This window comes from Acinetobacter piscicola (assembly GCF_002233755.1).
GTDB classification, from domain to species: Bacteria; Pseudomonadota; Gammaproteobacteria; order Pseudomonadales; family Moraxellaceae; genus Acinetobacter; species Acinetobacter piscicola.
In genome coordinates this window covers 570,843-590,867 of the sequence record NZ_NIFO01000001.1, presented here as the reverse complement: position 1 = coordinate 590,867, position 20,025 = coordinate 570,843, and the positions used below count along the sequence as shown (strand labels likewise).

Sequence of the window (20,025 nt, the reverse complement as noted above, 5' to 3'; positions counted from 1 at the left end):
TCTTATAAATCGACTAATTTTTCTTTTGCAACTACGATTCCATTGTTATCTGCGTAAAGATAATCACCAGAATTGAAGTTTACACTGCCAAAATACAAGGCAATATCGACTTCACCTAGGCCTTTACGATTACTTTTTTGTGGAATTGCAGCCAATGCATGTACACCTAAATCAAGCTCTACCAATGCATCAACATCACGCACACAACCATAAATCACAACACCATTCCAGTGATTTTTGACGGCTGATTCAGCAATCATATCGCCCATCAACGCACAACGCATAGACGCACCACCATCGACCACTAAAACCTTACCTGCCCCATCCGTTGCCAATAATTCTTTTACTCGTGAATTATCTTCAAAACATTTGACTGTCACGATTTGCCCACCAAATGTCTTCCGCGCACCATAACTCTTGAAGAATTTACCATCCATTGACGGAATTAAGGTTTGAATATCTTTGTCTGGATTGTCATCTAATAAATCACAAGTTACGAATGGAACTGTAGTCACTTTAATTCTCCATTATTTGGCATTGAGTATGCGTAAATTATCATATATTTCAAAATTTTCAGTCTGAGTTTGTGCAGCCTCGACCATAGTATGAGCCACTTGTTCTGCTGTCACTGGCTTATATTTAAAAGAATTTGGAACCAAATGCGAAACCTTTTGATAGATACTTTGCATCGCCCCTTCAACGGTTCTTTTTTCTTGGCGTTCACCAATCAGCAATGATGGTTGGATAATCGAAATACGATATAAATCCAGTTTTTGAATATATTGTTCCAATTTTCCTTTGACTTGATTATAAAAAATTGGTGAGCTTGCACTCGCACCTAATGCACTAACCAAAAGAAAATGTGTTTCCGTCAGTTCAAATAAATCAGCAAAATGCGCATTAATTTCAAAATCAATATTATAGAAAGCTTTTTTTGAACCTGCTTTTTTAATGGTTGACCCAAGACAACTAAAGGCATGGCTATAGCCACTGACATCTTGATCATTGAGTAATAAAAGATCTTCTAGAACCAATTGCTCAACTTTATTTAAAGATTTAAAGTCAGCTGATTCACGCCTTACAATCGCTGTAATTTTCTCACAACTTGGGTTTTGCTGAAGTTGCTCAATTAAAGCTTTCCCCACCAAACCTGTTGCCCCAATTACAATCGCACTTTTAATTGATTTAGTCATTTTTTAAACAATCTCCTGTATTTATTACTAATCTAACGTTTTATTTAAAATTTTTCTGCATCTATAATGTTGCCAAAGCAAGCCAAGACTTGACTTTGAAGCGCTTTTTAATCACAATACGGCACTTGTTTACGGGCTGGTGAAAATTCTCTGATGTAGGTTTTCAGATGTGATTTCAGCCCGCCCAGACCAATCTATTTCAAGGAGTGCACGAGTGGCAAACTCTGCTCAAGCAAAAAAACGTGCTAAACAAAACGTTAAAGCACGTAAACACAACGCAAGCTTACGTTCTATGGTTCGTACTTATATCAAACGTACAGTAGCTGCTATCGCTGCTGGCGACTATACTGTTGCTACTGATGCTTACAAAAAAGCTGTTCCAGTAATCGACCGTATGGCTGATAAAGGTATCATCCATAAGAACAAAGCTGCTCGTCATAAGAGCCGTTTAAATGCACAAGTTAAAGCTTTAGCTAACTAAGTTGTTGCATGAAAAAAGAGCCCTAATTTAGGGCTTTTTTTGTATCTCAAACTTTATAATCTTAACGTTTTTATTGAAAATTTAAATCAAAAATAAATTTGAGATATTTATTAACAATCAATGTTCACACTTACACAATTATTATTGTTGAAACTCTCGAATAGAAAGATCGCCTTTCTCCCCACGCCAAATCCACTTCAAATGACAGTCCGCAAAACGATCACCCTCAAACCAAACAAATAAACCCTCCATCATTTCAGGCCAATCACTTTGTTTAATCTGGGTTCGCTTGGAAATAACAGCAATAATTGCGGCGAGAATTGTATCGTGGCTGACCGCAAGGCTCAGTTTATTTTGCCCTATTGGATGCGTTTCATAAATTAATTCAAGTACATCCACGACACCAGTAATCGGATGTTTCATCCCAGGCAAGGTATTATTCACAAAACTATTGATAAAACCTAAAGCACCTTGTTTACGGAAATACGGTGCAGCTTGTTTGATATCAAGTACAAAGCTCCCTGGTTCAACCAATAAACCTTTTTCGACAATTTCAATATGATGCGTATTATTATCAGGCAAAATGGCATCGGCACCTTGAATCATCAACGCTGCCGTATCCACACAACGCTGAATCGGACTTGAAATACAATGTTGAATAATGCGGTCGGTATGATCAATGAGATAAGAACCCCAAGCTTGAGCTAAATCACGCCCCTCTGAAGTCAATTGCAAATCATAACCTGACAATCCCTGCCCATTCACCACCTCACGGATCGAATGTCGGGTGAATAAAGTCACAGGCGTATTTGTATCTGGCAACAAATCAATTGCTTTTAGCATACTCTTTGGCAATAAATCTAAGGCCATAATCAATCATAACTCTCATCTACACTGCTCCACTATACCATGTGAGGCTAAACTCTCAATCAAATCTAAAAATGAACGCTTTGCTGAAAAAAGAACAATATTTTCATTTATATCGATAAAGCATATCTATCAAGTTCAATAACAATGTGAAGCTTAGATCAATACACTACAGATTCACATTAGATAATGCTTCCAATGCAATGTCTTTATTTTCCATATTTCTAAAGGCAATAAAGCCATCATTCAATACGGTCTCTCGTTGATTATAAGTAAATGGCACTGCATCCAAACTCAATAAACCACCACCAATACTTTCCAACAAACCTTGTCCTGCACTGGTGTCCCACTCTGAAGTTGGATGGAAACGTGGGTAAATATCGATTTCACCTTCAAGCATCATGCAAAACTTATAAGCACTACCCGCCTCACGACGAATCACAGGCGTCTCTTGTTCAATATAATCAATATATTGCTGATATTTTGGGTTCTTACTACTATGGCTTAAGCCAACTTGAATGGCGTCAGATTCTGTATTTTTATATTTACAATAACGTTCCCAACTTTCACGAATAAAGGAATATTTATAAGGCAGCTCTGTTAAATAACCGATATACATCACTTGTTCTGTAGGCACAGCAATGATTGAAAATAAAGTCTGATGCGCTTGAATTAAACTTAAATTAATCGTGAATTCATCCCGCTCATGAATAAATTCTTTTGTGCCATCCAAAGGATCTAACATCCAACACGTCTTCCATGTATGACGATTGGAATTATCACTTTCTTCCGATAAAACAGGAATATCTGGTGTGAGTAGTGCTAACTGCTTGATTAAATAATCATTAACTCTTAAATCAGCCTGCGTTACAGGTGAATGATCATCTTTTTCATCAATATTAAATTCGCGTCCTGCACAATAATTTTGGTATTCTTCTAACAAAATTTGACTTGCATACGCCAAAATTGGAACCAATTTTAAAATTTGTTCATCTTGCGGTGCAGGAACTGTAATAAACATTGATTAAAAACCTATTTTATGTCTGATTCTACTCAGCCGATTATCTTCTTTGATATGGACGGCACACTACTCGATTTGGCTTTTGATGATTTGATCTGGAATACAAAACTTCCAGAACGTCATGCAGAAACACACCAATGCTCTTTGGAACAAAGTCATGCCATTCTGTCTGATTTTTATCAACAGCATAAGCATACACTATCTTGGTATTCATCTACCTACTGGACTGAAAAAGTTGGTGTCGATGTATTACAACTACAATATGACTTTAAAGATAAAATCGCACCAAGAATGGGCTGTTTTGAACTATTAAAATCTTTACAACAGCAAGGCTATCGCTGTTGGCTACTCACCAATGCTGATTGCGCAGGATTAAAACTTAAACTTGAAAATGTTGATTTAAGCCCTTATTTTGAAGTAATGATCAGTAGTGAAGAAATTGGGTATTCCAAAGAGTTTGTAGAGTTTTGGCAAATTCTACAGAATAAACATTTTTTTGATCCGCAAAATGCATGTTTAGTCGATGACACCGCACCTGTCTTAAAAGGTGCAGCAAAATTTGGAATACAGCATTTAATTACCATTACTCAGCCTTCAAGTCTTCGAGCACCACGCCATGCTTTAGAGCTTGAATTCACTGCGATCAATGATTTAACTGAGCTTTTACCTATACTTGAGCAAATTCAGAATAAGGATGTCGATGTCAAAACAGCCTAATCACCCACCTGTAGAATCTATGCGTGTAGACAAATGGCTTTGGGCTGCACGTTTTTTCAAAACCCGTTCAATTGCTAAAGATGCGATTGAAGGTGGTAAAGTTCATCATAATAATGAACGTGTTAAAGTTTCTAAAGAAATTCGTGTCGGTATGGAGTTGACGATACAACAAGGTTTTGATCGTAAAACTGTTGTAATCAAAGCACTTTCTGCGGTACGTGGTGGTGCACCGATTGCTCAACAACTTTATGAAGAAACCGAAGTCAGTATTGCGCGTAGAGAGTTGATTTCATCCCAAAGAAAATTGCATAATCTTGCGCGACCTGATCATCGACCGAGTAAAAAAGATCGACGTGAAATTCATAAATTTAAACAAGAAAATGATCAACAATTTGACCAAAGTTGGTCTTATGATGATGACTGAAATTCGTTTTGGTCTATCGCGACATTTCGTGTCGCACAAATAAATTTAAACATAGAACAGATTTTTAATTTCTGTCACTATTACGACCGTGGACGAAAGATCAAATTTAATCACATCCACTTAAGATATTAGTGATATTACATCGTTTGAGGTTTACGAGATGGATGATAACAAAAGCAAGGCGCTCAATGCTGCCCTAAGTCAAATTGAAAAACAATTTGGTAAAAATACAGTGATGCGCCTTGGTGACAATACTGTTCAAGCCGTAGAAGCTGTCTCTACAGGTTCTTTAACGCTTGATATCGCATTAGGTATTGGTGGTTTACCAAAAGGTCGTATCGTTGAGATTTACGGCCCTGAATCTTCTGGTAAAACAACCATGACACTTCAAGCGATTGCACAATGCCAAAAAGCAGGCGGAACCTGTGCCTTTATTGATGCCGAACATGCTTTAGATCCACAGTATGCACGTAAACTTGGGGTTGATATTGACAACCTACTGGTTTCACAGCCTGACCATGGTGAACAAGCACTTGAAATTGCAGACATGTTAGTTCGTTCTGGCGCAATTGATATGATTGTTGTCGACTCTGTTGCAGCATTGACTCCTAAAGCCGAAATTGAAGGTGAAATGGGCGATTCGCACATGGGCTTACAAGCACGTTTGATGAGCCAAGCATTGCGTAAAATTACAGGTAATGCCAAGCGTTCAAATTGTATGGTCGTTTTCATTAACCAAATTCGTATGAAAATTGGTGTTATGTTTGGTAGCCCAGAGACTACAACGGGTGGTAACGCACTTAAATTCTATGCTTCTGTACGTTTAGATATTCGTCGTATTGGTCAAGTTAAAGAAGGCGATGAAATTATAGGTTCAGAGACTCGCGTTAAAGTTGTTAAAAACAAAATGGCTCCCCCATTTAAAGAAGCACTTTTCCAAATTTTATATGGCAAAGGCGTAAACCAACTTGGTGAGTTAGTCGATCTTGCTGTTGCTCAAGAGTTAGTACAAAAAGCAGGCGCTTGGTACTCTTACCAAGGTGATAAAATTGGTCAAGGGAAGAACAATGTGATTCGCCTCTTAGAAGAAAAGCCTCAAATTGCCCAAGAGCTTGATCGTTTGATTCGTGAAAAACTATTAACTACTGCAATTGCAGCACCAACTGATGAAAAAGATGAAGAAGAACCTGATTTCTTAGAGGTTTAATTCATTATCTAAATCCATTAAACGCCTTTCGGGGCGTTTTTTGTTTTTTATGGTGAGACATTTTTATAGATAGATTTAAATCACTTAAAAGTCTAAATATTAAGTTTCTAACTCTCGCACAGTAATTGCATAGCCTGAAAATAAAAACCATATCTGATGCACAATACTGTTAAAATAACGCTTTAACTATTAATTTATTTTAAATAGCAAAGTACAAACATGTCCAACTCAAACTTCCCTAAAATGCTCGATTATGAAAAATTAAAACAGCAATTTGGTGATGAACAAGAAAACGATCAAACCGACCAGCAAACTCATGTACCGTATCAACAAGCTGACGATACGACCTCACTAGATTCACCCTCAGATGACGAAACTGAGAACACTCCAAAGCCTCAAGGTTTAACAGGCACTCGCCTACGCTCTTATGCTTTTGCAGTATTAACACGCAGAGAATATTCAAAAGCGGATTTAATTGAAAAGTTAATAACTTATGCACAAGACCGAGACGAAGTTATTAGTCTAGTAGAAGAATTAGCGCAGAATAATTATCAAAGTGATCAACGTGTTGCTGAAATGACCGTACGCAGTCAAATGCGTAAAGGTAAAGGCCCAAACCGTATTAAACTCGCACTGAGCAGTAAGCAGTTAGATAAAACATTGGTACAAGAAGATTTAGCTGAAATTGATTGGTATGAACAAGCTTACCAACTCAAAGTTAAAAAATACGGTACCGAAGTCGCTAAAGATCCAAAAATTAAAGCCAAACAGATTCGTTTTTTGCAATATCGTGGTTTTGAAATGGATGCGATTATGAAAGCGATTTCTAAAAAAGAGATTGATTAAGAATCATCATGATATAGATAAAAATACAAACTGATCATAGATAGAAATAAGAATAAACAAACAGAATAAAAAACAATCACAAGTAAAAGATATAGATAACGATAAGAATATTTAAGATAAGACAATTGATTGAAAAGATATTTAAAAAAGTGAATAACAATTTATTTTTATGATTTAGAAACTGGTGGCAACCCTACTAGCAAAACCTCGGCACATCGTATTTCTGATACCGTTGCTACCTTCCGGTCCTGGCGGGGTTTTCAGAGTACAATTGCGAAGCCACCAGCAGGGCTACCATTGCAAGATCAGAGTATAGAGATTTTTTATATTCTTTCAAGCCAAACATTGTGATTTTCTCAAGTTATTCATTCATTTGCTTATTTCATCATCAATATGTATGAAAAATTGGAAAAATCTAAACTTAAAGCACCTTTTTTATTGCTATGGGAATAAAAACCGCTGCTTGTTCTATACAAAAAGCATTCACATTCTGATTAGAATTAGCTGAAGTTTGTAAAAGCACCTTGCTTTTCCCTTTTCAGCCGTTTTTAATGAGAACAAATATCTATTTTCATACATACGATGATGAAGTGTGTATGTAAAAACTAACTTTGATGGATCTAAAATTATGCTAAAGAAGCATGCCCTGTTTTCTATTGCTTTACTCAGTTCAGCGTCTTTATATGCAATACCCATTGAATCTCGTGGTTTAAGTGATTCTGCATCTTCAACAAATACGATATCAAATTCTACTACGCCTATTACTGGTAATATGAATTGGGATTTGATTCAAAAGAATCAACAACTAGAAAACCAAATTCGTGAATTACGTGGAAAAATTGAAGAACAAGAAAACACCATTGACCAGTTAAGCAAAGAGCTCACAAATCGTTATACCGATTTAGATCAACGCCTAGAGTTATTAAATCAAAAGCTTGATCCTGAGAATAGTGAACAAACAACACCCGTTGAAAATGCACCTGCAACAAATAGTACCCATGCACCTGCAAATACCGCACCGACGGATACTGCGCCAGCAAACAACAATAATGTTGCTCCACCGCAAACAGTAGCACCTACAACACCAGCCTCACAACCTGCTGTAGACAATACGCCACAGCCATCCACTACAACCAGTACAGTGAACAATAATAGTAGTGACCCAATCGCTTTAGAAAAAGCGGCATATACAATTGCGCTAGATGCGTATAAGAAAGGTGGTGCTAAACAAGCCATTGCACCAATGCAAAACTTTATCAAAAATAATCCCAATAGCATCTATACAGGTAATGCTTATTTTTGGTTAGCAGAGTTCAATTTGGCGATTGATCCGCCTAATTACAATGAAGCCAAGAAAAACTATGAAATTGTTGCAGCAAAATTTCCAAACTCATCTAAAGCACCACGTGCGCTTTATCAACTCTATAGCATTGCTAAAGATGTAAACAAAAATGCACAAACAGCAAATGTCTATAAAAGTAAGCTTTTAAAAACATATCCAAAATCTGAAGAAGCGGGTTACTTTAAGAAAGCTTAATGACTAATGTGAGTAATATGAGAATCAAGATTTAATCTACGAAAATCTTGATTCTATCTCTCTCAATAGAACATCAAAATAAAGTATGAAAGTAAATTTAGCTTGAGCTTTCTAACTCCAAAATTTTAAAGCTTAAAGCTTAAAGCAAACAGCCCCAACCATACCCTTCAAAAACCATTATTAATGATTAAGTTATTTCATATCATTCAAACAATCATTTATTGAAAATGCCAACATAGCTAAAATTTGATGAACTGCGGGCAAAATAAGCATCTGATCACCTACTTATCCTATTTATACTTGTGATGGCTTAACTTTTGCCAATACAGATCCCCTTAATCAAAAAGTATTAGTGCAGATCAAACAAGCGACCAATGATCTAAAAGGTCAATTCTGTATACTTTTAGATATTTTTTAAATTTCAACTGAAACAATATATGCCACGGCTATTCATTCATTTGTATTCTGAAAATTTGTAATAATTAAAATAATAAATTATTTTTTCTAGCGTTTGAATAGCATATTACTTTGCAAAATCGAAATTCATTATGGCAACCTGGCATTGCATTACCTATGCAACAATCTAAACGAGAATTCAAAAATAAGTTATGACGTTATTTACTTAAAATATTAAATTAATCACTTATACGCTTAATGCAACCATTAGCATAAATACATGTTTTATTTATAAAATAAATTCATTCAAAAGACATTTACTTTTACTTCACCTCAGTAAATGAGGCTATCTCTATAATATTAGGCAATAGTTATCACTTCATAAATAAAGCAAAATATCTGATCTACATCTTTGCAAATCTAAAAACTCACTGAGCTACAAAGCACGTTCAAGTTGTTTAGCACGTCAATAGTGTAATAAGGAAAATACCGCAATGACCTTAGATTGCTTACTTCTTCTTTGATTGAATATAACGCTATATGTCATTCATTTGAGCACGTCTGTTACACAAATCAAATGAATAGTTTGGTCATTCGGTTTAAAATGTAAGTATTACGAAACATCTATAAAATTTGTCATATTTTAACATTGCCATTTACAGCCAAAATTAACATTATATAGCTCATATTAGGCAGTGCCTTTCTACGACAATTCAAAGAAAATATAAAGTATTTGTAGAAAAACATGCCATAATATGCAAACTTTGCAGACATCTTGCATTTTTTTTTGCAACTTTTAAATTGGAGCATGTTCAATGAGTTCGACCATTTTGGTCATCCACGGACCAAACTTAAATTTGCTAGGACAGCGCGAACCCGAGGTTTATGGTCACCTCACATTGGATGACATTAACCAGCAACTCATTCAACAAGCTCAGCAAGCTCATATTTCCTTAGACACTTTCCAAAGTAATTGGGAAGGTGCTGTTGTAGATCGAATTCACCAAGCGCAGCAACAAGGTGTGCAATTTATAATTATAAATCCAGCCGCATTGACACATACTTCTGTTGCCATACGCGATGCACTTTTAGGTGTAGCGATTCCCTTCGTTGAAGTACACCTTTCAAATGTACATGCACGTGAAACATTCAGACATCATTCTTATTTATCCGATAAAGCCGTAGGCGTAATTTGTGGCTTAGGTGCAAAAGGCTATGCTTTTGCGCTCAATTACGTAATCGACAAAATTCAATCTTCAACTTAAATCATAATTTAGGAATACGAACCCATGGATATTCGCAAAATCAAAAAGCTCATCGATTTGATGATTGAATCTGACCTTCAAGCGATTGAAGTGAAAGAAGGAGATCAATCGATTGCTTTAACTCGCCGTAATCCTGTGGTTGCTGCTGGCGTAGCACCTCTTGCAGCACCAATCGCTGAGGCACCGAAGAAAGCTGCTCCACGTGGTGCGGTAGAAACTTCGCCAATGGTTGGTGTGTTCTATTCAGCACCAAGTCCAGGCGAAGCACCTTTTGTCAATGTAGGACAAACCGTTGCTGCTGGTGAAACGCTTGGTATCATTGAAGCAATGAAAATTATGAATCCGATTGAAGCAACACAAAGTGGTGTGGTTGAAGAAATTTTAGTTAAAAATGGCGATGTAATCCAATTCGGTCAACCTTTATTCCGCTACCGCGCGTAATACCTCGGGGGTTGATATGTTGCAAAAAGTTTTGATTGCAAACCGTGGTGAAATTGCTTTACGCATTACACGAGCTTGCAAAACTTTAGGAATCAAAACGGTTGGTATCTATTCCGATGCCGATAAAGATTTGATGCATCTTCGTTTTTGCGATGAAGCCGTATGTATTGGGCCGGGCGCAAGTAGTGAAAGCTATTTAAATATCCCTGCTCTCATTACGGCTGCTGAAATCACGGGCGCAGATGCAATTCATCCCGGTTATGGTTTCTTATCTGAAAATGCTGAATTTGCTGAAATTGTAGAAAGTTCTGGCTTTATTTTTATTGGCCCACGCCCAGAACATATCCGTTTAATGGGTAATAAAGTTTCTGCAATCATGGCAATGCGTAAAGCTGGTGTTCCAACAGTGCCCGGTTCAGCGCATGCAGTAACAACAAGTAATGCACTGGCAGAAGCTAAAGAAATTGGCTTTCCTTTGATCGTAAAAGCTGCCTCGGGCGGTGGTGGTCGCGGGATGCGTATTGTTGAGCGTGTAGACACACTCCTTGAATCTGTTCAAGCTGCACAACGTGATGCTGAAATGTGGTTTGGTGACGACACGGTTTATATGGAACGCTTCCTACAAAAGCCACGTCATGTTGAAGTACAAGTTTTGGCAGATGGTAATGGTCATGCTGTACATTTGTACGATCGCGACTGTTCTTTACAACGTCGTCATCAAAAAGTTTTAGAAGAAGCGCCTGCTCCGGGTTTACCAAATGAGGCTCGTGCTCAAATCTTAGATGCATGTGTCAATGCATGTAAACTCATGCAATATCGTGGTGCAGGTACTTTTGAATTCTTATTTGAAGATGGTGAATTTTTCTTTATTGAAATGAATACTCGTGTTCAAGTTGAACATCCTGTCACTGAACAAGTGACTGGTATCGATATTATTGAACAACAGTTACGCATCGCAGCAGGCTTAGGTTTAGATCTTCAACAAGATGAAATCGAAGTAAAAGGTCATGCGATCGAATGTCGTATTAATGCCGAAGACCCGACGACATTCTTACCTTCACCGGGTAAAATTGAAAGCTTTTATGCACCAGGTGGCGCAGGTATTCGTCTAGATTCTCATATTTATGAAGGGTATAACATTCCTCCATATTATGATTCTATGATTGCAAAATTAATTGCGCATGGTAAAGATCGTGATACAGCGATTGCTCGCATGAAACAAGCTTTAGATGAAATGATCTTAACAGGGATTAAAACCAATATTCCTTTGCATAAAGATTTAATTTTAGAAGATAAAAAATTCTGCAAACAGGCAATGGATATTCATTACCTTGAAAAGCATTTACTCAAACAGCTTCAAGGTCATGAAAATGATGCTTAATCTGTTAATCTTTTGTTAATAAAAAACCTCTGATCAGTCAGAGGTTTTTTATGTCTAATTATTCAAATACTTAAGGTAATATACGACGCAAGATTGCAAAACACTGATCACCTTTTTCAGAAGCACAGAAAGTAATTGTATTTGGATTATTCCACTTCACAAAATATTGTGAAACTTCACCAGATTGATCTTCTTTACGTCCTGAGCAATCTGTCTCATTATTTTCATGCTTAATTTGCATAATTAAAGCTGGCGGCTTTTCTAAAGTGTTGTCTGGCGATGGTTGATAATCATATAGACCAATTGACCATTCTTTACCACTGTTTACTACAACTTCATTTGAACCACGAAAATTATAATATTCAGTGCATTTCTTATTGTTTGGAATTTCCATTCCCCATAAACCTAAAATTTCAGGGCGGGTGTCTATACGAATTAAATTTGCAGTGTTTTTCGCATTTTCAGTATTCGAAACTGATGATGGAACTGTTTGATCTGCAAAAGAATGTACTGAAAGACTAAGCAGTAAAGGAATTATAAGTGCTGTTTTTTTCATACCTAATCTGTATAAAGGTTTCATCAAAACTAAATTAGCATAAATTTAAAATAAAGCATGCAAAAATAACCATATAAGAACAATCTTTATTTTTTATCAGGTGGATGATAATTTTGTAAGCATTACTTAAAATGACACTTAAAACTATTGATTTGTAGATGAAAAAATATATGCTTATCGTAATTAAGTTAGAATAGCTAAGCAATCGTATACAACATGCTTATCAATTGACCATTCTAATAAAATAGGTTAGTAAATTGCTAGGAATAAAATTTTCAAATCAAGTACTTAAAGAAAACACCACTGCATTCATTATTGTTGCGGTTGTTATTTTCGCCTGTGCATTATTGGGGATATTAGGTCGTCCATTATTTTTCCTCGCAATTTTTTGGCCAGCCAATGCTGTTTTATTGGGCTTATTTCTTCGTTTTAAGCCATTAAATAATATTGGTGGATGGGTTGGTGCTTTTAGTGGATTTATGATTGCCGATCTCATTACAGGTAATTATTTTTTACTGACTTTATTTTTAACCATCGCCAATTTACTGTACGTTATTGTCACATTGACACTCATTCACTTATTTAAGCTTAATTATAAGCAATATAATAAAGGCTTAACTTTCCTCTATTTATTTGCGATTTGTGTTTTTGGCGGTTGTCTTGCAGCTCCAGTTTTCGCCTGCCTAACTGTGCCCTATTTACCCAACACCTTTATGTCAATCGATCGTATTTGGATTGATTTTGGTATGTGGTGGACGGGTGAAATTTTGAATGTGGTTGCCTTTTTACCTATTTTGCTGGCAATTCCTGAAAAGAAAGTTTTAAAAAAATACCTTGAAGAATATAAGCAAAAACCACTTCAATCTAAAACACTACTTCCCTTAGTTGCAGTTGTGGTTTCAGTGATCTTGACCCATTTCTTTATTGGGCCAGGTGCAATTATGTTCCCAATTGCAGCATTGGTCTGGGCTTCGCTGAGTTATAACTTATTTTTCGTTTCGATTATTAACTGCGTAGTCTGTATGTTGCTATACAACAGCCTGACATCCTACTATATCGCTCAATCTCCAGACGCATATTTGGCTACGGCTATTTCTGTGCGTATTGGTTTATTCATGTTGGCTTTGGGGCCACTGACTCTAACGATTATCAGTTTAAATCGTCAAAAGCTTTATCATCAGATTTTATATCTAGCGAATCATGACGGGCTGACGACCACGATGAATCGTCGTTTTTTTTACGAAGAAAGTGAACGTACAGTAACAAAAGAAATTGAAAGATATCAATCACACAGTGTCACTATTTTGGTTTTAGATTTAGACCACTTTAAGAACATTAATGACCAATATGGACATATTGTTGGTGATTTTGTATTGCAAGAATTTACGCGACAAGTAAAAGCTCAACTGCGTTCAAATGATTTGTTTGGTCGTTTAGGTGGTGAAGAATTTGCAATATTACTTAAAGATTTAACACTTGAACAAAGTATCAATATTGCACAACGAATTTGTAACAGCGTTTTTAGTACCCCAATCCGTTTAGATGATCATCGTGAATTAAACATCAGTGTGAGTATTGGTTTGAGCTATCAGACTTTGCCTTATTGTGTACCCTTCCAACAATTAATAAAGCGTGCAGATGAAGCGCTTTATCAAGCCAAAGAAAAAGGGCGTAACCGTCTTTGTTTAGAAAGCAACCTAAACGCTGACCGTGTTGTAGATGTACAAAATAATATGCAAATACAATAACTTTAATTCAATTACACTGAGTTAGAATAAATTCTACAAGACCAAAAGCAAAGGAATGCAATGAAATTTTCAGAATATGTTCAATACGATGGTTTAGGTTTAGCAAAATTAATTCAAAATAAAGAGGTTCAAGCCAAAGAACTTCTCCAAATTGCGATGCAACAGGCTGAAAAAGTAAACCCCAAATTAAATGCCATTGTGATTCCAATGCATCAACAAGCTATTGATCGTGCGGAAAAATATACAGATTCAGGTGAATTTTCAGGTATCCCCTTTTTACTCAAGGACTTGCATCAAGAGTACGCAGGTGTTGCGACCTCATTCGGATCAAATGCCTATAAAAAGAATAAATATATTGCCACCGAAAACTCTGAGATGGTCAATCGTTGGGAAAATGCAGGTGTCATTACTTTTGGTTTAACCAATTCTCCTGAGTTTGGGATTAAAGGCATCACCGAGCCTGAAGCATGGGGAAGTTGTAAAAACCCTTGGAATTTAAAACATAATAGTGGTGGTTCTTCTGGTGGTTCGGCTTCTGCTGTTGCAGCAGGTATCGTCCCAATTGCAGGAGCCAGTGATGGTGGTGGTTCAATCCGTATTCCTGCGTCATACTGTGGTTTATTTGGACTCAAACCAAGCCGTGGACGTACACCGTGGGGGCCGCAAATAAGCGAAGCGATGCATGGTGCAGCAATGCAACATGTTCTAACTAAGTCCGTGCGAGATAGTGCAGCGATGTTAGATGCTACACAAGGTTCAGATCATGCCTCTTTGTTTAATATCCAAAGTCCGACAGAAAGTTATCTAAAACTTTTACAAAGAGCACCCAAACGCTTAAAAATTGGATTTTCGACTGAGTCACCCATTGGCACTCAAGTTTCTAAAGATGCAATCCAAGCCATTCAAAATACAGCAAAACTATTAGAATCTTTGGGGCATCATGTAGAAGAAGCCAAACCTCAAATTGATGGTATGAAACTGGCTAAAGATTTTATTACAACATGGTTTAGCCAATGTGCATTCACAGTCAATCAAGTCAAACAGAAATTTGGTGCTAAAGACAGTGACTTTGAATTAGATACATTGGCCATTGCTGCATTTGGCGCTAAAGCCTCTGCTGTAGATTATATTAACAACCTCAATAATTGGGGTGTTTATGTCTCTCAAATGAATCGTTTTTTTGATCAATATGATTTATTCCTCATTCCTGCCACGGCGTCTGTCGCACCTAAAAATGGCCAAGTAAAAACACCTGCATGGCAAGTTCCAATTATCAAAGGCTTGCTTAAAGTAGACCAAGCGCACTTATTAGCAAAAGGTAAATTGGTTGAACAACTCATTAAAAATAATTTGCAATGGGTACCTTTCACACAACTGGCAAATATTACAGGACTGCCTGCCATGTCCGTTCCATTGTATTGGAATAAAGACAATTTACCGCTTGGTTCGCAGTTTGTTGCTCCTTTTGGACGTGAAGATGTGCTTTTACAATTGGCTGCACAACTAGAACAAGCTCAGCCGTGGATGCCAAAATATCAATCGATTCAGTTATAAGCTGATGATGAACAAGATATTTTCAAAATGTGTTGTCTTACGGAATCAATAAGAAAAAATTAATAAAATGAGTGATTTGGATTACTCATTTTATTGATACTTGTTTAAGTTGAGAATATGCTCTGTTTAAATCAAAACGCTAAGCATTTAAAATTTTTATAAATAAACACTCGCAATCACAAAACTCAGTAAACATATAGCTTCGGTAATTTCTATACTCGCCCCGATGGTATCACCCGTGATTCCACCAATTCTTTGAATAAATTTAAAGCGCAAATACAATAATGTGAGAATAAAAATAAATGTAGTAATCAATCCAACCCAAACAAAATAACCACTCAACAATAAACTTGTTGCAAAAATAATCAGAGCCCAAACACGTGAAATATATTGAGCAATTGAAGAACCTAATCCGTTTTCACGAACGTAGGCTGTGGTCAGAAATAAGAATAATGGCGCTAAACGTCCGAATATAGGGAATAAGATTAAAGCACTATACTGTTGTTTTTGTAGGAGAACATATAACGCAGACCATTTAACCAAACAAAGAATGATCAAACTCAGCACCCCAATTGGGCCACAAGCAGGATCTTTCATTATTTTTAAGGTACGTTGTTTATCACCAAAACCACCAACCCATGCATCTGCTGTATCCGCTAAGCCATCTAAATGCAAACCGCCCGTTAAGCAAATCCAAATGACGAGAATAAGTGAACTCAATAAAACGGCGGGCAAAGCATGCATTACATTTGCAATCGCAAATAATGCAGCGCCAATCATCAAACCAACCAATGGATAAAATAACACTGACTGCGCATTTTGTTGTTGAGACGGCATTGCTTTGAGCTGAACCGGAATGATGGTCAAAAACTGTAGCGCAATAAAGAATGGCGTCATCGATTTACTCCAGCCACTGCAAATGCATTGTTTCACTGTTTAAAACAAAGCGATTCAATTGCCCCAATTCCGCTGACATTTTCAGAATATCATCTAAAGGTTTTTGCAAAGCCATACATTTTAAAAGTTTAATCACCCCGCCATGTGTCACAACCAATGCCTTTTCTGCATGATATTGCAACATCTGTTGCTGAATATTGTGTAATGCACTTTGAATACGCGCAGAAAAAATTTGCAGACTTTCAGCATTGGGCGGCGTAAATTTTGTAGGATATTGCCAAAAGTTCGCTAATAATTCAGGATCATTTTCATAAATCATTTGCGTTGATTCCCCCTCCCAATCACCGAAATGCATTTCTTGTAATTGCTGATCGACAATAAGTGGACGATGCAATTGCTCTGCAATAGATTCAGCAAATAAGCGACAACGTTTGAGTGGTGATGTAAAAATAATATCCCAAGGCTTTTGAATCGCGGTTTGAGAGATTGAAGCTTGATCCGTCATTTGCACGATCTGATACATCTGTTGCCATCCCAATGTAGTCAATTCATCATCGGTAGAACCACGCAAGGTATGACCAAGTGTGGTTTCACCGTGGCGGAGTAAATCCAGTTGAAGTTTCTGTTCCAGCTTCATTGTCTTTTGCCTAACATCTGCTTTATTTAAACCTTTTCACCAGTCACTGCTGCCTCAGCAAAAGTTGCCATATTATTGTGTAAACTACATGCCAGTTTGATCATACCCAATGCAACCCCTGCTCCACTGCCTTCACCTAGTCGTAAGTTTAATTTTAATAATGGATCAGCATTTAGCTCATCCAATAAACGACGATGCCCATACTCAGCAGACTGATGACCAAATAGCATCCATTGACGCACTTCAGGATTTAAACGCACGGCTATTAAAGCTGAAACCGTACTAATAAAACCATCAACAATGACTGCTAAGCCTAACTGCGCACAACGAATATAAGCACCTGTCATAGCTGCTATTTCTAAACCACCAACGGCACACAGTATTTTAAATGGGTCATCTGTAACATCATTTTGATGCAATTCAATCGCTTGATTAATTACATCCTTTTTATGCTGTAATTGTGTTGCATCTATCCCTGTACCAACACCTGTTAATTGTTCTGCTGCTTCACCCAGTAACAAACAAGAGAGTGCTGAAGCGGAACAGGTATTGCCTATCCCCATTTCCCCTGCAATATAAATAGATGCATCATGAGCAATCGCTTTTTCAACACTTTCACAGCCTAAATTCATCGCTTGAATGCATTGTTCCTCAGTCATCGCAGCTTGTTTTACAAAATTTGCTGTCCCTTGAGCAATACAATAACGCTCAACTCCTGCATATTCATAAGCATCGCCCACAGAACCACAATCGATCACCTGTAAGGTTGCAGCATATTCTTTTGCAATGACACTAATACATGCGCCACCTGTGGCGAAATTTTGCAGCATTTGACGGGTAACTGCTTGAGGATATGCTGAAATTTTTTCTTCCATCACCCCATGATCACCTGCAAATATCGTAATCCAAGGGGCATTCACATTTGGTTGAGGATTATTTTGTAATGCCGCTAATTGTACCGCTACATTTTCCAATACTGAAAGAGAACCTGTGGGTTTAGTCAGTTGTAATTGACGTTCTTGCGCTTGTTTTTTGACATCTGCATTTGGAACTTTGCATGCATCTAACCACCACTTCATTATTTCTCTCCTTTTAAAATCATTGGAAAACCCGCCACACAAAACACCACTTTATCTACAATTTGTCCTAACTGCTGATGCAAACGCCCCGATTCATCCACAAATTTACGCGTAATTTCACCCATGGGAATAACACCTAAACCTGTTTCATTACTCACCAGAATAATCTCAGATTGCAGTTGCGGTAGTAGTGCTAATAAGTTAAGGCATTGATTGGTTTGTAAATCAGGATCGGAATGCATAAGTAAATTACTCATCCACAGTGTTAAACAGTCAATCAAAATCACTTGCCCCACTGCATCATTTTTTTGCAAACAATCCGCTAAAAATAGAGGTTCTTCTATGACTTTCCATTCGCTTGGCCGTTGTGACTGATGGTGTGTAATTCGTTGACGCATTTCATCATCATAAGCTTGTGCTGTCGCAATATAAATAACAGGTTTGGCTGACTGAATGGCTGTTTGCTCTGCTAAACGACTCTTTCCAGATCGTGCACCACCCAATATTAACTGCATCATCGATTTTGCTCCTGAAATAAAGCCTGCTTAACATTATTTTGATTAAATTTATGCTGATGCAAAGAATAAAGCTCACCTTGTAAAATTTTAGCTTTATAAAAACCAAAAGTAAGATGATCAATTGAGATTTCAAAAGTTTTTTGGTGCGCCGCTGAAATACTATTGAATATGTGTTCAGCTTCAAATTCTGCTTGATATAGACCTAAAGTAATGTGAGGACAATAATCCAATGCAGCAATTTCTTGGTGGCAACTAGAGAATAGTTTTCTTATTTTGCTTAGGCTATTTTCTGTATCTAATATTTCAATGAATAAAGCGCTTTCAAAGCTTTTGATTTGCCCTGTACTGAGTTTAAACGTTTTAAAATGTATATTTTCTAATCGTGTTAATTGTTGCTGAAATTGGTTTTGTGAAAAATCATCATTCAATTGGGCACAATCTTGTTTTAAAAATCCGCAAATGAATAAAGTGATATGAAACTGACGAATATTGGGTTGCCGTAAATAATTGGAGAATTGTTGTCTCAGCTGATTTAAATATGCAATAAGTTCAGGTTGATCAATTTCTATGTACCATAGTGCATAGTCCTCTCTCCTTTTGTGCCATTCAGGATAATCATGCATTTCAGCCGGAATGGTCAATTGATGAGGTTGTAAAAACACTTTAAAAATACATTTAGATTTATCGTGTTATTAAAGCATGTAATGGCTATGTTTTGCTGTGATATTGCATGAACGCTATTCGGTTAAAGATGAATATTATTCAGTGATTACATCATTTTAAGTGATTTTTGCTTAAATCATATTGACCAAGCCGCAAACTTATTATTTATTTTTAAAACACTTTTTAAATATATTATATGATTAAATTCAATTTTAGCTATAATATTATTCTTAATAATAAATTGATTTTTCACATACGGTTAAAACAAAAGGAAATTCTATGAGCGATTTATGGCTACCCACTTTAATTACAGCAACCCCACAAGAAGGCTTCGATTTAGCTGTCACATTAAGCCGCCGAAGTGTAAAAACCACGCAACCTGATGTAGAAGTACTTAAAAAACTGCGTCCTGAATATTCCAACAATGCAGATTCATTGATCGCTTCTTCACAAGTCATCTCAACCTATTTTCAAACAATTGCTGCTGCAAATAACTATTGGAAATAAAAAGTAAACCGCGATTGTGAATGCATAAACTATATTCCCTATCCAATGTAGAGAACACAACATCTTGATGATTTAAATTTTAAATATTCA

The 20,025-nt window shown here is 36.7% G+C and carries 22 protein-coding genes and 1 other RNA gene; 12 read left to right on the top strand and 11 right to left on the bottom strand.

All coding sequences use genetic code 11. The features are described from left to right. Window positions 1-2: 2 nt before the first annotated feature. Window positions 3-515, bottom strand: coding sequence for a ribonuclease E activity regulator RraA (gene rraA, locus CDA10_RS07695; RefSeq protein WP_089605021.1), 513 nt, complete (start codon window positions 513-515; stop codon window positions 3-5). A gap of 12 nt (window positions 516-527) precedes the next feature. Beyond that, window positions 528-1,193, bottom strand: a complete 666-nt coding sequence (locus CDA10_RS07690) for an NAD-dependent epimerase/dehydratase family protein (protein WP_089605020.1) — start codon at window positions 1,191-1,193, stop codon at window positions 528-530. A 214-nt stretch (window positions 1,194-1,407) separates the two neighbouring features. On the opposite strand from CDA10_RS07690, the gene rpsT reads away from it, so the two are divergent. Beyond that, window positions 1,408-1,674 carry a 30S ribosomal protein S20 gene (gene rpsT, locus CDA10_RS07685; RefSeq protein ID WP_010114753.1) on the top strand — a complete coding sequence of 89 codons (267 nt, stop codon included), beginning with the start codon at window positions 1,408-1,410 and terminating at the stop codon, window positions 1,672-1,674. A 141-nt stretch (window positions 1,675-1,815) separates the two neighbouring features. On the opposite strand, the gene CDA10_RS07680 is transcribed toward rpsT, so the two are convergent. Together CDA10_RS07680 and CDA10_RS07675 are read right to left on the bottom strand one after the other, a co-directional pair. Then, entirely contained in the window at window positions 1,816-2,544 is a 729-nt protein-coding gene (locus tag CDA10_RS07680; protein WP_089605019.1) for a histidine phosphatase family protein, read from the bottom strand. 166 nt (window positions 2,545-2,710) lie between these two features. Next, entirely contained in the window at window positions 2,711-3,562 is an 852-nt protein-coding gene (locus CDA10_RS07675; RefSeq protein ID WP_089605018.1) for a 3'(2'),5'-bisphosphate nucleotidase CysQ family protein, read from the bottom strand. An 18-nt stretch (window positions 3,563-3,580) separates the two neighbouring features. Here CDA10_RS07675 and CDA10_RS07670 point away from each other — a divergent pair, with 18 nt between their 5' ends. The 4 genes from CDA10_RS07670 (at window position 3,581) to CDA10_RS07655 (ending at window position 6,756) form a co-directional block, all read left to right on the top strand. Next, entirely contained in the window at window positions 3,581-4,279 is a 699-nt protein-coding gene (locus CDA10_RS07670; protein WP_089605017.1) for an HAD-IA family hydrolase, read from the top strand. After that, window positions 4,263-4,703: an RNA-binding S4 domain-containing protein gene (locus CDA10_RS07665; protein WP_089605016.1), complete on the top strand. Its 441-nt coding sequence runs from the start codon at window positions 4,263-4,265 to the stop codon at window positions 4,701-4,703. The genes CDA10_RS07670 and CDA10_RS07665 overlap by 17 nt, the downstream gene beginning before the upstream one ends. Window positions 4,704-4,863: 160 nt before the next feature. Next, window positions 4,864-5,910: a recombinase RecA gene (gene recA / locus CDA10_RS07660; protein ID WP_089605015.1), complete on the top strand. Its 1,047-nt coding sequence runs from the start codon at window positions 4,864-4,866 to the stop codon at window positions 5,908-5,910. A 219-nt stretch (window positions 5,911-6,129) separates the two neighbouring features. Continuing rightward, window positions 6,130-6,756, top strand: a complete 627-nt coding sequence (locus tag CDA10_RS07655) for a regulatory protein RecX (protein ID WP_089605014.1) — start codon at window positions 6,130-6,132, stop codon at window positions 6,754-6,756. 191 nt (window positions 6,757-6,947) lie between these two features. On the opposite strand, the gene ffs is transcribed toward CDA10_RS07655, so the two are convergent. Next, window positions 6,948-7,044, bottom strand: an RNA gene (gene ffs, locus CDA10_RS07650) — signal recognition particle sRNA small type. A gap of 337 nt (window positions 7,045-7,381) precedes the next feature. Here ffs and CDA10_RS07645 point away from each other — a divergent pair. The 4 genes from CDA10_RS07645 to accC all read left to right on the top strand — a co-directional run bounded on the left by CDA10_RS07645 (window position 7,382) and on the right by accC (window position 11,776). Then, window positions 7,382-8,293 carry a YbgF trimerization domain-containing protein gene (locus tag CDA10_RS07645; RefSeq protein ID WP_228704611.1) on the top strand — a complete coding sequence of 304 codons (912 nt, stop codon included), beginning with the start codon at window positions 7,382-7,384 and terminating at the stop codon, window positions 8,291-8,293. A 1,211-nt stretch (window positions 8,294-9,504) separates the two neighbouring features. Next, complete coding sequence (gene aroQ / locus CDA10_RS07640) at window positions 9,505-9,954, top strand: type II 3-dehydroquinate dehydratase (protein ID WP_089605012.1); 450 nt, start codon at window positions 9,505-9,507, stop codon at window positions 9,952-9,954. Between the two features lie 24 nt (window positions 9,955-9,978). Continuing rightward, window positions 9,979-10,395, top strand: coding sequence for an acetyl-CoA carboxylase biotin carboxyl carrier protein (gene accB, locus CDA10_RS07635; protein ID WP_089605011.1), 417 nt, complete (start codon window positions 9,979-9,981; stop codon window positions 10,393-10,395). Between the two features lie 16 nt (window positions 10,396-10,411). Continuing rightward, window positions 10,412-11,776 (top strand): acetyl-CoA carboxylase biotin carboxylase subunit, encoded by a 1,365-nt coding sequence (gene accC, locus CDA10_RS07630; RefSeq protein ID WP_089605010.1) that lies wholly within the window; start codon window positions 10,412-10,414, stop codon window positions 11,774-11,776. A 70-nt stretch (window positions 11,777-11,846) separates the two neighbouring features. Here the strand turns inward: accC and CDA10_RS07625 are convergent, their stop codons facing one another. Further along, window positions 11,847-12,332: a hypothetical protein gene (locus CDA10_RS07625; RefSeq protein ID WP_089605009.1), complete on the bottom strand. Its 486-nt coding sequence runs from the start codon at window positions 12,330-12,332 to the stop codon at window positions 11,847-11,849. 257 nt (window positions 12,333-12,589) lie between these two features. Between CDA10_RS07625 and CDA10_RS07620 the strand changes: the two genes are divergently transcribed. Next, the gene (locus tag CDA10_RS07620) at window positions 12,590-14,080 is read left to right on the top strand and encodes a GGDEF domain-containing protein (RefSeq protein WP_089605008.1); all 1,491 of its coding nucleotides are present in this window, start codon (window positions 12,590-12,592) and stop codon (window positions 14,078-14,080) included. A gap of 60 nt (window positions 14,081-14,140) precedes the next feature. Beyond that, window positions 14,141-15,634, top strand: a complete 1,494-nt coding sequence (locus tag CDA10_RS07615; RefSeq protein ID WP_089605007.1) for an amidase — start codon at window positions 14,141-14,143, stop codon at window positions 15,632-15,634. 156 nt (window positions 15,635-15,790) lie between these two features. Here the strand turns inward: CDA10_RS07615 and CDA10_RS07610 are convergent, their stop codons facing one another. From CDA10_RS07610 to CDA10_RS07590, 5 genes are read right to left on the bottom strand one after another with little or no spacing between them, the layout of a single operon-like run. Then, the gene (locus tag CDA10_RS07610) at window positions 15,791-16,531 is read right to left on the bottom strand and encodes an adenosylcobinamide-GDP ribazoletransferase (RefSeq protein ID WP_089605006.1); all 741 of its coding nucleotides are present in this window, start codon (window positions 16,529-16,531) and stop codon (window positions 15,791-15,793) included. 4 nt (window positions 16,532-16,535) lie between these two features. Beyond that, window positions 16,536-17,168 carry a histidine phosphatase family protein gene (locus CDA10_RS07605; protein ID WP_089605005.1) on the bottom strand — a complete coding sequence of 211 codons (633 nt, stop codon included), beginning with the start codon at window positions 17,166-17,168 and terminating at the stop codon, window positions 16,536-16,538. 26 nt (window positions 17,169-17,194) lie between these two features. Beyond that, complete coding sequence (cobT, locus tag CDA10_RS07600) at window positions 17,195-18,247, bottom strand: nicotinate-nucleotide--dimethylbenzimidazole phosphoribosyltransferase (protein WP_089605004.1); 1,053 nt, start codon at window positions 18,245-18,247, stop codon at window positions 17,195-17,197. Beyond that, window positions 18,247-18,765, bottom strand: coding sequence for a bifunctional adenosylcobinamide kinase/adenosylcobinamide-phosphate guanylyltransferase (gene cobU / locus CDA10_RS07595; protein WP_089605003.1), 519 nt, complete (start codon window positions 18,763-18,765; stop codon window positions 18,247-18,249). The genes cobT and cobU overlap by 1 nt, the downstream gene beginning before the upstream one ends. Beyond that, window positions 18,762-19,427: a 2'-5' RNA ligase family protein gene (locus tag CDA10_RS07590; RefSeq protein WP_407640367.1), complete on the bottom strand. Its 666-nt coding sequence runs from the start codon at window positions 19,425-19,427 to the stop codon at window positions 18,762-18,764. The genes cobU and CDA10_RS07590 overlap by 4 nt, the downstream gene beginning before the upstream one ends. A 280-nt stretch (window positions 19,428-19,707) precedes the next feature. Between CDA10_RS07590 and CDA10_RS07585 the strand changes: the two genes are divergently transcribed. After that, window positions 19,708-19,935 (top strand): hexameric tyrosine-coordinated heme protein, encoded by a 228-nt coding sequence (locus CDA10_RS07585; RefSeq protein ID WP_089605002.1) that lies wholly within the window; start codon window positions 19,708-19,710, stop codon window positions 19,933-19,935. Window positions 19,936-20,025 lie beyond the last annotated feature (90 nt).